Genomic DNA, 16,058 nt, shown 5'->3' on the forward strand with positions numbered 1-16,058 from the left:
AACGATCCTGTTCATCGAGGATGCGCTCCCGCCTCTTCATATCCCTGTCATAATAGTGTCTGATATCGATATCGTTTTTGATACGGACATTGTTTAGACGAACAGCCGTTGCACGCTCAGGGAGCTTTTTCGTGAAGTCGTCAACGCAAACCATCCGCACTGAAGCGGCCACCCCTCGAAGCGGCACGCCCGGCGAAGTTTTTACGGCGTTCCTGAAGCTCGGGGTCACCTCCTTCGGCGGTCCCATCGCCCATCTCGGTTATTTTCGCGATGAGCTGGTCTTGCGGCGTAAATGGATCGATGAGGCGGGTTATGCCGATCTCGTGGCGCTCTGCCAGTTCTTACCGGGGCCGGCCTCCAGCCAGGTCGGTTTTGCCCTTGGGTTGCTGCGGGCAGGGCCGCTCGGTGCGCTGGCGGCCTGGACGGCCTTCACCCTGCCATCCGCTATCCTCCTGCTTCTCTTCGCCATGGTCGCCGCGTCGATAGAAGGGCCGGTCGGTACCGGCCTGTTGCATGGCCTCAAGATCGTTGCGGTCGCCGTGGTGGCGCAGGCCGTCTGGGGCATGGCAAAGAGCCTTGCCCCAGATAGACAGCGTGCCAGCATCGCGCTCGTCGGCATCATCTGCGTCGTGTTTGTCGCGGGGGCTTTTGGCCAGATTCTGGCGCTTGCCTTGGGTGCCATTGCGGGGCTTTGCTTCTGCCGCAGCGAGGCCGCGCGTCAGGCATCCCATCTCGCATTCCGGGTGCCGAAAAGTGTCGGATACATTGCGCTTGCCACTTTCGCGCTCCTGCTGGCCTTCCTGCCGGTCTTCGCGGCGATGGCCGGCTCGCAAGGCCTCTCATTGTTCGATGCGTTCTATCGTGCCGGCGCCCTTGTCTTTGGTGGCGGCCATGTGGTGCTGCCGTTGCTCCAATCGGCAGTGGTTTCCACGGGCTGGGTGACGGAAGATGCGTTTATCGCCGGTTACGGTGCAACCCAGGCCGTTCCCGGCCCGCTGTTCACCTTCGCGGCCTACCTCGGCGCTGTGGTGGGGCCGCAGCCGAACGGTATTGCGGGAGCAGCCATTGCGCTTGTCGCGATCTTTCTGCCGGGCATGCTACTGCTCGTCGGTGCGCTGCCCTTCTGGGAGGGGTTTCGCAAGCACCTTCTGGCGCAGGCTGCCATGCGCGGCGCAAATGCCGCCGTCGTTGGCATTCTCGGGGCCGCGCTTTATGATCCGGTGTGGACAAGCGCCATATTCATGCCGAAGGATTTTGCACTTGCGCTGACGGGTTTCATCCTGTTGACGGTGTGGAAGACGCCGCCATGGATCGTGGTGGTCATCTGCGCGATTGGTGGCGTTCTGCTCGCCCTGTCATAGACCGTCTTGCGCAGGACCGATATTGGTAAACATCCAGTCCGAGAAGGCCTGCATGGCTGGTGTCGGCGGCTTTGATTGCAGCCTCGTCAGCCAGTAGCTGCCAAGCGATATGGTGACGGGGAAGGGCTGCACGATAGTCCCGGATGCAAGATGCCGCGAGAACATCGATGGCGGGGCGAGCGCCACGCCGAGCCCTTGCAATGCGGCCTCCATCATGCCGAGCGAGGTATCGAAAACGATGCCGGCATTCACCTGCGCAACCGGCGTCACGCCAGCCGCGGCAAACCACGTGGCCCATTCGTCAGACCTGTAGCTGCGCAACAGCGTGGCGTCCGCGAGATCAGCGGGGGATTTCAGTGTCTCCGCCAGTTTCGGCGTACAGAGAGGCGAAAGGGGCGCCTCGAAAAGCCGGAATGCATCCGTGCCATGCCAAGAGCCCTGGCCGAATCGAATGGCGAAATCCAGGCCTTCGGCGGCCATGTCCACGCGGTTGTTGTTGGTGGAAACGCGCACGTCGATGAACGGGTGCCGCTTTTGAAATTCCCTCAGCCGCGGCAGCAGCCAGCCCACGGCAAAGGTTCCCACGACGCCCAGAAACAGCAGTTCGCGCACCTGACCGGCTTCGATCCTGTCGAGCGTGATCGCCATCTGGTCGAAAGAGCTGGTGACCGTCGGTAGCAGGGCTTCGCCTTCCGCGGTGATTTTCAGGCCTCTTGGAAGCCGTTGAAAAAGGGAAACCCCCAGTCGTTTTTCGAGGCCCTTCACCTGTTGGCTCACAGCCGCCTGCGTCACGCAGAGTTCTATGGCCGCGCGGGTGAAACTGAGGTGCCGCGCTGATGCCTCAAATGCCCTCAAGCCGTTCAGTGGAAGAAATTGCCGAACCATTCAAGACCTAGATTTTGTTATGCCTCGTCCGAGATATCATGATTTGTTCGTGCAATGTAGGGCGGTTAAACGTCTTTCGCTGGGGACGGCGCAGGCGCCGAAAATCCACTTGAGGTTTTGGAGAACGCGAAAGATGAAACTTAATCGCAGACATATTGCATTGGCCACATTGATCTCGACGAGCCTGTTCACGCAGGCTTTTGCCGCTGATGATGCCAGGCTGAAAGCGATAACGGATGCAGCGATCAAGCCGGTGATGGAGAAGAACGGTATTCCGGGTCTGGCCGTTGGCATCAGTGTCGATGGCGAAAACCACGTCTTCACCTACGGTGTCATGTCCAAAACTACGGGCCAGCCGGTTACCCCGCAGACGCTTTTCGAGCTGGGTTCCATCAGCAAGACATTCACGGTCACGCTCAGTACCTATGCGGAGACGCAGGGCAAACTGTCACTATCTGGCAAGGTCGAAGACTATCTTCCCTCCATGAAGGGCAAACCGTTTGGCGATGTCACGCTGATGCATCTTGGCACCCACACCGCCGGCGGCTTTCCGTTGCAGGTGCCGGACAATGTCAAGACGGAGCCGCAGCTTTTGGCCTATCTCAAGGCCTGGAAGCCTGCATACAAGGCGGGAACGCACAGAACCTACGCCAATCCCAGCATCGGAATGCTCGGATACGTCACCGCAAAGGCCATGGGCCAAAGCTATGACAGCGCTATGCAGGACGTACTGTTTCCGGCGCTTGGATTGAAGAGCACCTTCACCATGGTGCCCAAGGCAAAGATGGCCGATTATGCGCAGGGTTATAAGAGAACCGGCGAACCGGCCCGCATGACGCCAGCCATTCTCTCATCGGAGGCTTACGGGGTCAGATCGACGGCGACCGACATGATCCGTTTCGTCAATGCGAATATGGGGCTGGAAAAGCTGGACGGAAAACTCCAGCAGGCGATCGCCAACACTCATGCGGGATATTTCAGCGTTGGCGCGATGACGCAGGATATGATCTGGGAGCAATATGCCTACCCAGCCGCGCTGAAAACACTGATCGAAACGAACTCCGGCGCCTTGCTCAAGACGGTGCCGGTATCGGAAATTTCGCCGCCGATGAAGCCGCGTGGCGATGTCTTCATCAACAAGACCGGCTCCACCAACGGTTTCGGAGCCTATGTGGCGTTCATACCGGAGCAGAAACTCGGTATCGTCATTCTGGCCAATAAAAACTATCCCAATGAGGATCGTGTTGCCGTGGCTTACGAGATTTTGAACGGACTCAAAAGCTCCGAATGATGTCAATGCTGGCGTAAACGCGTACAGGACAAGGGTGGCATTTCGGTCGTAATTCATTTGCTCGCCTGCATTGTCATCCTTGCCTTGAAAACATGCATTCCCGACCCTGAAAATCGGCGTATGCCCATATTTTGAGCGCTTGTAATCAAGGCTCAAAAATGGGCTTGACGTCTGCCGAAATTTCTCACCAAATGAACCAATGTTCGATTGGTTCACACAAGTGGTGCGGCTTGGCGACAAACCCTAACGACAATTCAAACTACGCGCTGGCGAAGCTTCGCGAGTATATTCAGACGAAGAATCTCTCGAATGACGGCCGTCTGCCGACGGAGCGGGCATTTGCCGAGACCTTCAATGTCGGCCGCCGGTCAATCCGCCGTGCTCTGGAGGTTCTGGAGGCCGAGGGTCTTATCTGGCGTCGCCAGGGGGCCGGAACCTTTGTGGGTGAAAAGCCGGACGATTGGTCCACCCAGGTTACCGAAATGGTCGCCAGCACCGATATCATGGAAATCATGGAAGTCCGCCTGCGCATCGAACCGCAACTGGCGCAGCTTGCAGCCATGCGCGCCAAGCCCGCCGAGGTAGAGCGCATGCGCGCGCTCGTCAAGAAGACCGGCGAAAGCACGGATGCCGATGCCAAGGAATTGTGGGACGGCTCGCTCCACCGCCAGATAGCCCAGAGTGCTGGCAACAAACTGTTCCTGTCGATCTTCGATGTCGTGAACCGTATTCGCCAGGACGATGCCTGGCAGTCGATACGCGAACTCGCCCGGCGCAGTGGCACGAATGGCAAGGCGTCTTTCGAACAGCATGTCGCCATCGTCGATGCCATTGCCAATCGCGATCCGGCGCGTGCCGGAGAGGCGATGCGCCAGCACCTTCTCATGCATCAGGAACGATTGATCCGCGCCACTTCGCTCGGGTTTCAGGAGGAGAGCGCTGCGGAAGACCGTGCGGCGAAGAGCATCAACGAAGCCGACAATCCGCTTACCCCGGCCTCTTAGGCCGCGGACGTAAACCCGCCGGTCCTTCGGGGCCAGCCAATGATAAAAGTCAAAGAAAACCAGACCAGAGGATCGAACATGAAGAAAATCTACACACTGACTGCGGCGCTGTTGGCAAGCGCGTTTCTGACCGCACCAGCCATGTCTTCCGAATTGCGCATCGGCCTCAACGATGACGCGGACGTGCTTGATCCCGCGCAATCGCGCACCTTCGTCGGCCGTATCGTCTACACCTCCATGTGCGACAAGCTGGTGGATATCTCGCAGGACATGAAGATCGTTCCCCAGCTTGCCACCGAATGGGCCTGGTCCGAGGGTGGCAAGGTGCTGACGATGAAAATTCGCGACGGCGTGAAGTTCCACGACGGCGAGACGCTGGATGCGGCCGCCGTCGTCGCCACCATCGAGCGCAACATGACCCTTCCGGAATCCCGCCGTAAGAGCGAGTTGTCCTCGGTTGAAAAGGTTGAGGCCACCGGGCCGCTGGAAGTCAAGTTCACGCTGAAGACGCCCGATGTCACGCTGCTTGCCCAGCTTTCAGATCGCGCGGGCATGATCGTCGCGCCGAAGGCCGCCAAGGAGCTGGGCGCGAATTTCGGCTCCAAGCCGGTTTGCGCCGGACCGTTCAAATTCGTCGAGCGCATCCAGCAGGACCGTATCGTCCTCGAAAAATTCGCGGATTATTGGGACAAGGACAAGATCAAGGTCGACAAGATCGTCTACCTGCCAATTCCCGATACCACTGTGAAGCTTGCAAACCTCCGCTCTGGCGATCTCGACATTGCCGAACGTATCTCGGCGTCCGATGCGGAATCCGTCAAGAATGACCCCAAATTGACCTATGCGGATGTGATCGGTCCGGGCTACATGGCCATGTATGTCAACATCAACAACGGCGCGCGCGCTGACAATCCGCTCGGCAAGGACAAGCGCCTGCGTCAGGCCTTCTCTTATGCGATTGACCGCGAAGCGATCGGCCAGATCGTGTTTGAGGGTACGTCCAAGGCCGGCAATCAGTCATTCCCGCCGACAAGCCCATGGTTCAACCAGAACCTGCCGGTGCCGCCCCGCGACATCGACAAAGCCAAGCAGCTGATGAAGGAGGCTGGCTACGAGAAGCTCGATATCGAACTTCAGCACGCCAACAACACCACGCAGACGCAGATGATGCAGGTGATCCAGTCCATGGTGGCGGAGGCTGGCTTCAACGTGACGCTGAAGGCCACCGAATTTGCGACGCTTCTTTCCGAACAGACCGCCGGCAACTATCAGCTCAGCCGTTCTGACTGGTCTGGTCGTATCGATCCCGATGGCAATCTTCACCAGTTCGTCACCTGCAAGGGCGGCATCAACGATGTGAAATATTGTAATCCTGAAGTCGACAAGCTGCTGAACGAAGCACGCGCCTCGACTGAAGATGCGGTCCGCAAGGAGAAATACGATGCGGCAAGCGTCATCCTAAACGACGACATGCCGATCATCTATCTCGGCCACCAACCCTATGCCTATGCCATTTCCAAGAAGGTCAAGGGCTGGGAGCCTTCGCCTGATGGCATGATCCGCCTTCTCGGCGTCAGCAAGGACTAAGCGCTTCAAATCCGCCGCACGGCTTGCCGTCCGGCCCTCCAGAACGTGCACGAACGGGGGCAATGCCATGCCTGTCTATATCGGCAAGCGACTGCTGGTCGCGATCCCGACGCTTTTGATCATCTCCATCTTCGTCTTCTCGCTGCAGAAACTGTTGCCGGGTGATCCTGTTCTCGCCATGGCGGGTGAGGAGCGTGATCCGGCGACGATTGAATTCCTGCGGGAGAAGTATCGCCTGAACGACCCGGTGCCGCTCCAGTACATCAACTGGCTGGGCGGCGTGGTGACCGGCGATTTCGGTATTTCGCTGAGGACCAACCAGCCAGTGCTGGAACTGATCGGCCAGAAGCTGCCGGTCACCATCCAGCTGGCTGTGATGGCGATGTTCTTTGCGATGGTCATCGGTATCCCGATCGGCATTCTGGCCGCCGTCAAGAAAAACACATGGATCGACTACACCGCCAATATCGTGGCGCTTTCCGGCCTGTCGATCCCGAATTTCTGGCTCGGTATCATGCTGATCCTGCTGGTTTCAGTGAAGCTCGGCTGGCTGCCGGCATCCGGATATGAATCGATATTCGTCGACCCCGTTCGCTCCATCGAGACGATGATCATGCCCGCCTTCGTGCTCGGCAATGCGCTTGCGGCAACGTTGATGCGCCACACGCGTTCGGCAATGGTCGCGGTTTTGAGTTCAGACTATATCCGCACCGCCCGCGCCAAGGGGCTTTCGCCGCGCGAGATCATCCTGTCGCACAGTTTTCGCAACGCGCTTCTGCCCGTCATCACGCTGTTGGCACTGCTTTTCGGTGAGTTGCTGGCCGGTGCGGTTCTGACGGAGCAGATATTTACCATTCCCGGCTTCGGCAAGATGACCGTCGATGCGGTCTTCACCCGCGATTACGCCGTCGTCCAGGGCATCGTGCTCTGCACCGCGGTCGGCTTCATCCTCATGAACCTGCTGGCGGACATTGCCTATGTCCTGCTTAACCCTCGCCTCAGGGCGACGATCTGAGGCCTGATATCATGACCGCTCTCGATCAAAACATGTCCGTACCGGTGCCGCGGCAGGAAAGCCGCGCCTGGAAGAAAATGAAGCGCAACAAATCGGCGCTCGCCGGTCTGATTATCGTGCTTTTCTTCACGGTACTTGCCGTCGCAGCACCGATCCTGCCGATTGCTGACCCTATTGCGACCAGCTGGTCGGCCATCCGCAAGGCGCCGTCCGCCGCCCACTGGCTCGGCACCGACGATCTTGGCCGTGATATCCTTTCGCGCATGATTTATGGCGCGCGCGCTTCGCTGATGGCGGGTGTTGTCTCCGTCATGATTGCGGTGGTCATCGGCGTGCCCTTCGGGTTGATCGCCGGTTATTTCGGTGGCTGGGTGGATATGGTCATATCGCGCATCACCGAAGCGCTGCTGGCTATGCCGTTCCTCATCATGGCTATTGCCCTTGCGGCCTTCCTCGGCCCGAGCCTTACCAACGCGATGATCGCCATCGGGCTTTCCGCCATGCCGATTTTCGTTCGGTTGACCCGTGGTCAGGTGCTGGCGGTCAAGATGGAAGATTATGTCGAGGGGGCAAGGTCGATTGGCCTCAACCACTTCGACATCATGACACGATACATCCTGCCAAATGTCTTTGCTCCCATCATCGTGCAGGCGACCTTGACGGTTGCGACGGCCATCATTGCGGAAGCGAGCCTGTCCTTCCTCGGCCTTGGCCAGCAGGCACCGGCGCCGTCGTGGGGTTCCATGCTGAACACCGCGAAGAACTTTCTGAGCCAGGCACCGTGGATGACGATGTGGCCCGGCATTGCAATTTTCCTCGTCGTCATAGGCTTCAATCTCCTGGGCGATGGCCTGCGTGATGCGCTCGATCCGCGCGAAGCATGATTTCTCATAAGGAACTGACTGAATGACCGAATTTACCACACGCCCCGAGATCCTTGGCACATTCGGCGTCGTCACCTCGACGCACTGGATCGCATCGGCCGTGGGCATGGCAATCCTCGAAAAGGGAGGTAACGCCTTCGACGCAGCGGTTGCCACCGGCTTCGTGCTGCAGATCGTCGAACCGCATCTCTGTGGTCCCGGCGGCGACATGCCTGCCGTCTTTTATTCAAAGAAGAAGGACAAGGTCGAAGTCATCTGCGCGCAGGGGCCTGCTCCGAGTGGCGCCACCATCGAGCACTATACCTCGGAGGGGCTCAAGCTGATCCCCGGCGATGGTCTGCTTGCAACCGTCATTCCCGGAGCCTTCGATGGCTGGATGCTGATGCTGCGCGACTACGGCACGATGAGCGTGCGCGAGGTGCTGGAACCAGCCATCTATTATGCGGAATACGGACATCCGACTCTGCCGCGCGTTTCCGCCACCATCAAGGGGCTGGCGGAATTCTTCGAGAAGGAATGGCCGACATCCTACGAGACCTGGCTGCCGGGTGGTGCCGCACCCGAGCCGCACGCCCTTTTCAGGAATCCTGTACTTGCGGAAACCTACAAGCGGATCGTCACTGAATCCGAAGCGCGTTCGGGTCGCGAAAACCAGATTGAAGCCGCACGCGACGCTTTCTATCGGGGTTTCGTAGCGGAAGCCATCGACACTTACGTCAAGACCGCTGAAGTCATGGATGCAAGCGGCACCAAGCACAAGGGCGTGCTGACGGCGCAGGATATGGCGGACTGGAGCGCGACCATCGAAGCGCCGCAGACGCTTGATTATCATGACTGGACGATTGCAAAGACGCCTGCCTGGGGGCAGGGACCGGTTCTGTTGCAGTCGCTCGCCCTTTTGAAAGGCTTCGATCTTGCGGCCATGGACCCGTCCGGCCCCGATTTCATCCACACCATCGTTGAGGCCATGAAGCTCGCCTTTGCCGACCGTGAGGTCTATTACGGCGATCCTGATTTCGGCCAGATTCCGACGGAATATCTTCTCTCTGAAAGCTACAATGCCGGGCGTCGTAAACTGATCGGCAGCGAGGCATCGCTCGATCTGCGTCCCGGCATCGTGCCGGGTTACGAGAAGCAGGTGGACGCCACCATGGCCATGCTCGCCGAAATGAGCGGCAAGGGCACCGTCTACGAGCCCACCATGTCGCATCTTACCGAAAAACGCGGCGATACCGTGCATATCGATGTCATAGACCGCTGGGGCAACATGGTCTCAACCACGCCGTCCGGCGGCTGGCTGCAATCATCGCCAATCGTTCCGGGATTGGGCTTTGCGCTTAATTCCCGCGCCCAGATGTTCTGGTTGAAGGAAGGCCTGCCGACCTCGCTTGCACCGGGAAAACGCCCGCGCACCACGTTGACACCCTCGCTTGCGCTGCATCAGGGACGCCCTTCCATGGTGTTCGGTACTCCGGGCGGCGATCAGCAGGATCAGTGGCAGCTGCCCTTCTTCCTGCGTTATGCGCATCACGGCAAGAACCTGCAGGCGGCCATAGACATGCCGCTGTTCCATACCTCGCATTTTCCGGGCTCGTTTTATCCGCGCACCAGTTCGCCGGGCGAGATCATGGTGGAAAGCACCGTGGGTGATATCACGCTGCAGGAGCTTCGCCGCCGCGGACACAAGGTCACCGTTGCCGATGCGTGGTCGGTGGGCCGCCTGACTGCCGCAAAGCGGGATGCCGATGGCCTGCTGCGGGCCGCCGCAACCCCGCGACTGATGCAGGCCTATGCTGTGGGACGATGACATCATGAATACGACACCTGTTCTCTCCGTTAGAAACCTGACCACTTCTTTTCTCGTCGATGATGCTTGGAAGAGCGTCGTCCGTAACGTCTCCTTCGATGTTGCTCCGGGCGAAACCGTCGCGATTGTCGGCGAGTCCGGTTCGGGAAAGTCCGTCACCTCGCTGTCCATCATGCGTCTGCTTAGCCCCGCTTTCAGCCGGATTGGGGGTGAAGTTCTCTTGAACGGGCGCAATCTTCTGGCGCTTTCCGAGAAGGAAATGCGGGGCGTGCGGGGCAACGACGTCTCGATGATATTTCAGGAGCCTATGACGTCGCTCAATCCGATCTTCACGATCGGCCGCCAGATTTCCGAGGTCCTCATCCGGCACAGGGGCTTTTCGAAGCAGCAGGCAAGGGCGGAGACGGTCCGGCTTCTCGAAAAGGTTCGTATTCCCAACGCGGCCGGTCGCTTTGACGAGTATCCGCATCAGTTTTCCGGTGGCATGCGCCAGCGCGTGATGATCGCAATGGCGCTCGCTTCCCGGCCGAAACTGCTGATCGCCGATGAACCGACGACCGCGCTCGACGTCACCATTCAGGGCCAGATTCTCGATCTGATCAAACTGCTTCAGGAAGAGGAGGGCATGTCGGTCCTCTTCATTACTCATGATATGGGCGTCGTGGCGGAGATCGCCGACCGCACCATTGTCATGTTCCGGGGCGATGAGGTCGAGACCGGACCAACCGGGGATATATTCCAGCGCGGCAAGCATCCCTATACGCGGGCGCTGCTTTCGGCGGTGCCGAAGCTCGGCTCGATGCGCGACCGGCAGTGGCCGACGCGCTTTCGGGTCCTCGACATGAAAACCGGCCTGTCGACCGATCCGGTAGAAATAGCCGAAACGGTTGCGAGCGGACAGACACCTGTCCTGTCGGTCAAGAACCTCGTGACGCGGTTTCCCATCCGCTCCGGCCTTTTGGCCCGGCAGACGGGTGCGGTTCACGCGGTCGAAAACGTCTCCTTCGATCTGTTTCAGGGGGAGACGCTTGCACTGGTCGGCGAGTCCGGTTGCGGAAAGTCGACGACCGGCCGCTCGATCATGCGTCTTGTCGAACCGACGGCCGGCGAGGTTTCGCTCGATGGTTACGATGTGATGCGGCTCGATACCGTCGGCCTGCGCAATATGCGTAAGTCCGTACAGATGATCTTTCAGGATCCGTTCTCGTCGCTCAATCCGCGCATGACGGTGGGTACGGCGATTTCCGAACCCTTCATCAAGCACAAACTGGGCACCACGAAGCAGGCGAAAGAAAAGACTGCCGATCTCCTCGAAAAGGTTGGTCTAACCGCCGACATGGCGAGCCGCTATCCTCACGAATTTTCCGGCGGCCAGCGCCAGCGCATCGCGATTGCCCGTGCGCTTGCCCTCGATCCGAAGGTCATTGTTGCCGACGAAAGCGTGTCGGCTCTCGATGTTTCGATCAAGGCGCAGGTCTGCAACCTGCTCCTCGACCTGCAACAGAGCCTCAATCTCGCTTTCCTCTTCATCTCCCACGATATGGCGGTGGTGGAGCGTGTCAGCCATCGCGTCGCGGTGATGTATCTCGGTGAGATTGTGGAGATCGGTCCGCGCGCTGCTGTTTTCGACAATCCGCAACATGCCTACACGAAGAAACTCATGGCGGCAGTGCCGGTACCCGATCCGGCGCGACGCGGAATAAAGCGCGGCATATCCAACGATGAACTGAAAAGCCCGATACGGCCGATGGGATTTCAAACGCCGACGCGAAACTATAAAACCGTTTCCCCGGGCCATCTGGTTCAGGTTGTTTAAGGTAATTCTAGCATTGCGGATTGAAAAACCGTGAAGTTTCGCACCTCTATCCGCTTTTATGAGCGGAATATTTTTTACAGCCTTGCTTAACGCGCGTCGTCAAAAGTGGTTCCCATATGAATCGAAAATAAAACGTTCGATTCAATGCGCCGCATATTCTAGTTTGCGCGCGAATGAGGTGCATGCCGGGAATTTACAACTGTGATTAGTTTCTCGCCTTTTGCTCAGCGAAGCCTGTTTATGCTCGCTGTGGGTGTTGCAATATTGACCGGAATGGTCGCCACTTCGCTGTGGCTGGTGCAGGTGAACAACCGGTACTCGCAAGAAACAGCCGAGTTACGCCGTGTGCGGGCAGCCATTCTCGATATCCTGACGTCGATGCAGGACATTGAAACGGGGCAGAGGGGTTATCTGCTGACCAACAACATCGAGTATCTGGGCCCTTATCAGGAGGCCTTGAGCCTGTTGCCGCAGAGGCAGTCCAGACTTCTCGAAGTGCTGAAGGACCAGAAGCAATACGAGCAGGATCTGACGGATCTCGGTAATGCCGTCGCCAACAAGCTGGCTGAAACCCAGGAAACCATCGATCTGCAAAAGGCAGGACGCATCACCGAGGCAGTCGAAGTCGTCCGTGAGAATGACGGCAAACGGTTCATGAACGAAATCAGGGCGATCTTGTCGAAGCTGCAATCGCAGACCGACGATCGGCTCCGAATCATCGTCGGAGACCAACTTGGCGCCGCCAATACATTGCAATGGGTAACGCTCGGCGGCACGCTGGCGATCCTGCTTGTTGTCGGCGGTTCAATCTTTCTGGTCTTCACATATATCCGTGCGTTGAACCGGTCTCGGGAAGATGTTGACGAGCTAAATCGCCATCTGGAGGAGCGGGTTGAGGAAAGAACCCGTGATCTTCGCAGCGCCAATCAGGAAATTCAGCGCTTCGCCTATATCGTCACGCATGATTTGCGTGCGCCGCTCGTCAATATCATGGGGTTCCTCTCCGAATTCGATACGTCCCTGAAGCCGGTCACCGCCTATGTGCTCGCAGACGGCAAAATGCCTTCCGACGACGTGGTTCGGGATGCCAGACTGGCTGTCGAGGAAGATCTTCCCGAGGCGATCAGTTTCATCCGCTCTTCGACACGCAAGATGGACCAGCTGATCAATGCGATCTTGAAGATATCGCGCGATGGTCAGCGAAAGCTGCAACCGGAAAAAGTCGACATAGAGACATTGCTGTCATCGCTCTCCGAGACGGTTCGTCACCAGATCAATGCCAATGGCGGCGAGATCAGTGTCGAGACATCAAAGCTGACAGTCGTGACGGATCGTATCTCTCTCGACCAAATCCTTGGCAATCTTTTCGACAATGCGGTGAAATACCAGATGCCGGGACGACCGCTGCGATTGACTGCCCGTGCTTATCCGTCCGGGCGGGGTGCCATCAGCATCGAAGTCAGCGACAACGGGCGTGGCATTGGCGAGCATGATCTGGAACGGGTGTTCGAACTCTTTCGCCGCGCCGGTGATCAGGATCAGCCGGGGGAAGGCATCGGCCTTGCCCATGTTCGGTCGCTAATAAGAAGTTTAGGAGGAGACATTAAGGTGAGTTCCGAACTTGGCAAAGGCAGTACATTTACATTGCTGTTGCCGAGCGATCTCAGAAAAGTGACGAAAGAAGGCGAAAAATGAAGGCAACCGGTCAAGAGGTAACGATCATTATGATCGAGGATGACGAAGGTCATGCTCGGCTGATCGAGAAGAACGTACGTCGCGCAGGTGTGAATAACGAGATCATGCCCTTTACGCTCGGTGCAAAGGCACTCGACTACATCCTCGGTGAAAACCGCGATGGCGTTGTCAGCAAAGATCGATATCTTCTCGTTTTGCTCGATCTTAACCTCCCTGATATGTCGGGTATCCGAATTCTCGAGGAGATCAAGAGTAACGAATATACGCGCCGTTTGCCGGTGGTCGTTTTGACGACGACGGATGACGAAACCGAGATTCAGAAATGTTATGACCTTGGTGCAAATGTCTATATAACCAAGCCGGTCGACTACGAAGGCTTTGCGAGTGCGATAAAGAACCTCGGCCTGTTCTTCTCCGTAATTCAAGTACCTTGAAGGCATGATGGCATTGCGCGTTTTGTATGTTGATGATGATCCGGCTCTGGCGCGGCTTTCCAGCCGGATCCTCGGTCGTCACGGAATGGAGGTGGTCCATGCCGCATCCGTGGCGTCCGGGCTCAAGATGTTTCAAGACGAGCAGTTCGATATCGTCGTTCTGGACCATTACTTCCAGACATCGACGGGAATGGAGTTCCTTGCCGCGATTCAGTCCTTGCCGGGGCGGGTTCCCGTTCTTTATGTAACGGGATCGAACGAAGCCCAGATCGCGATCGACGCCCTCAAGGCGGGTGCCGCCGACTACGTCATAAAGAATGTCGGTGACGACTTTTTCCCGCTGTTGCTTACGGCTATCGATCAGTCGCTGGAAAACCATCGTCTGCGTCAGACGAAGGAGGAATCCGACCGGTTGCTGGTGAAGGCCAAGGAACATGCGGAAATGATGGTGAAGGAGATGAACCATCGGGTGGCCAACAGCCTCTCGCTGGTATCCGCCATGATTCGCCTGCAGATAAACACCATTAAGTCTGAGGAAGCCGAAGTCGCCTTGCTGGAAACCCAAAGCAGGATTTCGGCGATCGCCGGCGTTCACCGCAGCCTTTACAATACCGACAATATAGGTCTGGTATCGCTCAATTCGTACCTGACGTCGATCATCGATGGGTTGTTTCAGGCGGTTCCCGGATCTTCGTCCATTACCGTCGAAACATCGCTTTGTGACATCAGCCTCAAGGCAGACCATGCCGTAGCTCTGGGTGTCATCATCACCGAGCTGCTGACCAACGCGCTGAAATACGCTTATCCAGATCAATCCGGTACGGTTCGCGTCGGACTTTCGGAAGAAAATCGGCAATTTGTTCTCGTTGTCGAAGACGATGGTGTCGGTTCAAAGCCCGACGCATCTCCGCGTGGTACTGGCCTCGGAACAAAGCTGATTATGGCAATGGCTCAGAACATTGGTGCTCGCGTCGAGCAAACGCATACGCACCCGGAACAGGCCAAGGGAACGCGTTACACGATGACCTGGAGCGAGATGTAAACGCCGATAGCTTCGGTTTTTAAATATAATTCTAATTTAGTGATTTAATATAACTGGCGCCGCGCTTGGGCAGCTGGAACGTAAGCTTGCCTGGGAGTTGACAGGCATGCAACAGCTCAAGGCCCGGCGTCTGTATATACCGGGATGGTCAGGACGCCGTCTGATGCGAATTGGCTTCAGGCACCTGTTCTGACGATGCCGTCAAAACCATCATCGTGCACGGGCACGCTTGGCAAGAAGAGCGGATGTCGCAGAAATGCGATCAGACTGTTCCTTTGCAAGACGTGCTTCCCGAAGGCGCAAGGTCTTGGCGTCGCGGGATTGCGTGATCGAATCAAGCTCGTCGAGCGCTTTGTCTTTTGCGAAGAACGGCGTCTGGATGTTGCTGAAGGCAACCTCGGCCTTCTGGCGCGAGATACTGTATTTTTCTGTCATGGGTGTTCCGGTGGTAAGGCTCGGCATGCGAGCGGAAAACAAAAGGCCAGGCAATTTGCCTGGCCTTGATTGGTTCGGGGTGCTTCCGGCAGTGCCAGTACATCCGTGGTCAAAGGGAAGCAAAACCCGTTAGGCAGCCTGCAGATTGCAGGCCGACATTTTGCCGGACTTGTTGTCGCGTTCCAGGTCGAAGCCGATCTTCTGGCCTTCGACGAGTTCGCGCATACCAGCCCGCTCAACGGCGGATATATGAACGAAGGCATCTGTGCCGCCGTTGTCAGGCTGAATGAAGCCGAAGCCTTTAGTGGAATTAAACCATTTAACTGTGCCAGTGGTCATGATGAACCCTTTCATAGCGATAGAGGAGCCACAGCACTAAAAAGCGCTGCGAACATTGATAGCGATTTTGAAAGGAAAGGTTCGTTCAGAACGCGGTGCCAATCGCGCAACAAGCAAAGCTAAGCAAGCAAATTCGATGGTTCGTTATAGCGTGCTTGCACGGTTGCGTCAACTATTAGTTTTTCTAATTTTTGCGTCTCGACAAAAAGTTGTGCTTGGCCATCCCTTTTACTCGCTCCGCATTGTTTTTAGCGGGAAGGTCTTCACGCAGTATCGCCGTGCAGGCGGATCCCGCACAGACGTTTTGCCAGTCTCTTTTGTTGGGGCTCATGCCGCAGTTCAAGGTCTCCCGCTTCTGACACGAGACCTAGGCCGATATCGATCCTGTTTCCCAACCGTGACATTGATCGCTCCTGAGCAGGAAAGCTGACAGATACGGTACCGAGACAATGGTATGTTGTAG

The 16,058-nt window shown here is 57.3% G+C and carries 14 protein-coding genes and 1 pseudogene; 12 read left to right on the forward strand and 3 right to left on the reverse strand.

What is annotated here, in order from left to right; genetic code table 11:
- Positions 1 to 131 precede the first annotated feature (131 nt).
- A complete protein-coding gene (chrA, locus tag ACQZ5Y_RS18620; protein ID WP_019566423.1) occupies positions 132 to 1,361 on the forward strand; it encodes a chromate efflux transporter in 1,230 nt (409 codons plus the stop codon).
- Here chrA and ACQZ5Y_RS18625 read toward each other — a convergent pair.
- Positions 1,356 to 2,246, reverse strand: a complete 891-nt coding sequence (locus ACQZ5Y_RS18625) for a LysR substrate-binding domain-containing protein (RefSeq protein ID WP_019566422.1) — start codon at positions 2,244 to 2,246, stop codon at positions 1,356 to 1,358. The genes chrA and ACQZ5Y_RS18625 overlap by 6 nt on opposite strands.
- Positions 2,247 to 2,379: 133 nt before the next feature.
- Between ACQZ5Y_RS18625 and ampC the strand changes: the two genes are divergently transcribed.
- From ampC to ACQZ5Y_RS18675, 10 genes are all read left to right on the forward strand, one after another.
- Positions 2,380 to 3,537: a class C beta-lactamase gene (gene ampC, locus ACQZ5Y_RS18630; RefSeq protein ID WP_112154427.1), complete on the forward strand. Its 1,158-nt coding sequence runs from the start codon at positions 2,380 to 2,382 to the stop codon at positions 3,535 to 3,537.
- A 191-nt stretch (positions 3,538 to 3,728) separates the two neighbouring features.
- A complete protein-coding gene (locus ACQZ5Y_RS18635) occupies positions 3,729 to 4,541 on the forward strand; it encodes a FadR/GntR family transcriptional regulator (protein WP_019566420.1) in 813 nt (270 codons plus the stop codon).
- Positions 4,542 to 4,619: 78 nt separating this feature from the next.
- A complete protein-coding gene (locus ACQZ5Y_RS18640) occupies positions 4,620 to 6,128 on the forward strand; it encodes an ABC transporter substrate-binding protein (protein WP_019566419.1) in 1,509 nt (502 codons plus the stop codon).
- Between the two features lie 67 nt (positions 6,129 to 6,195).
- Positions 6,196 to 7,143, forward strand: a complete 948-nt coding sequence (locus ACQZ5Y_RS18645) for an ABC transporter permease (RefSeq protein ID WP_003499573.1) — start codon at positions 6,196 to 6,198, stop codon at positions 7,141 to 7,143.
- An 11-nt stretch (positions 7,144 to 7,154) separates the two neighbouring features.
- Positions 7,155 to 8,027 (forward strand): ABC transporter permease, encoded by an 873-nt coding sequence (locus ACQZ5Y_RS18650; RefSeq protein WP_019566418.1) that lies wholly within the window; start codon positions 7,155 to 7,157, stop codon positions 8,025 to 8,027.
- A gap of 22 nt (positions 8,028 to 8,049) precedes the next feature.
- Entirely contained in the window at positions 8,050 to 9,834 is a 1,785-nt protein-coding gene (locus ACQZ5Y_RS18655) for a gamma-glutamyltransferase family protein (RefSeq protein ID WP_019566417.1), read from the forward strand.
- 4 nt (positions 9,835 to 9,838) lie between these two features.
- Positions 9,839 to 11,650, forward strand: a complete 1,812-nt coding sequence (locus ACQZ5Y_RS18660; protein WP_174059961.1) for an ABC transporter ATP-binding protein — start codon at positions 9,839 to 9,841, stop codon at positions 11,648 to 11,650.
- A 240-nt stretch (positions 11,651 to 11,890) separates the two neighbouring features.
- Positions 11,891 to 13,345 (forward strand): sensor histidine kinase, encoded by a 1,455-nt coding sequence (locus tag ACQZ5Y_RS18665; protein ID WP_003517745.1) that lies wholly within the window; start codon positions 11,891 to 11,893, stop codon positions 13,343 to 13,345.
- Positions 13,342 to 13,779: a response regulator gene (locus tag ACQZ5Y_RS18670; protein ID WP_003517744.1), complete on the forward strand. Its 438-nt coding sequence runs from the start codon at positions 13,342 to 13,344 to the stop codon at positions 13,777 to 13,779. The genes ACQZ5Y_RS18665 and ACQZ5Y_RS18670 overlap by 4 nt, the downstream gene beginning before the upstream one ends.
- A 4-nt stretch (positions 13,780 to 13,783) precedes the next feature.
- A complete protein-coding gene (locus ACQZ5Y_RS18675) occupies positions 13,784 to 14,821 on the forward strand; it encodes a sensor histidine kinase (protein ID WP_026330965.1) in 1,038 nt (345 codons plus the stop codon).
- A gap of 210 nt (positions 14,822 to 15,031) precedes the next feature.
- Here ACQZ5Y_RS18675 and ACQZ5Y_RS18680 read toward each other — a convergent pair whose 3' ends face one another.
- Entirely contained in the window at positions 15,032 to 15,256 is a 225-nt protein-coding gene (locus ACQZ5Y_RS18680) for a hypothetical protein (RefSeq protein ID WP_003517740.1), read from the reverse strand.
- A gap of 129 nt (positions 15,257 to 15,385) precedes the next feature.
- Positions 15,386 to 15,595 carry a cold-shock protein gene (locus ACQZ5Y_RS18685; RefSeq protein WP_003517737.1) on the reverse strand — a complete coding sequence of 70 codons (210 nt, stop codon included), beginning with the start codon at positions 15,593 to 15,595 and terminating at the stop codon, positions 15,386 to 15,388.
- Between the two features lie 224 nt (positions 15,596 to 15,819).
- Between ACQZ5Y_RS18685 and ACQZ5Y_RS18690 the strand changes: the two are divergent.
- Positions 15,820 to 16,025: pseudogene (locus tag ACQZ5Y_RS18690) on the forward strand (type II toxin-antitoxin system VapC family toxin); the annotation flags it as partial.
- Positions 16,026 to 16,058 lie beyond the last annotated feature (33 nt).

Source organism: Agrobacterium sp. A3-95, from assembly GCF_053521785.1.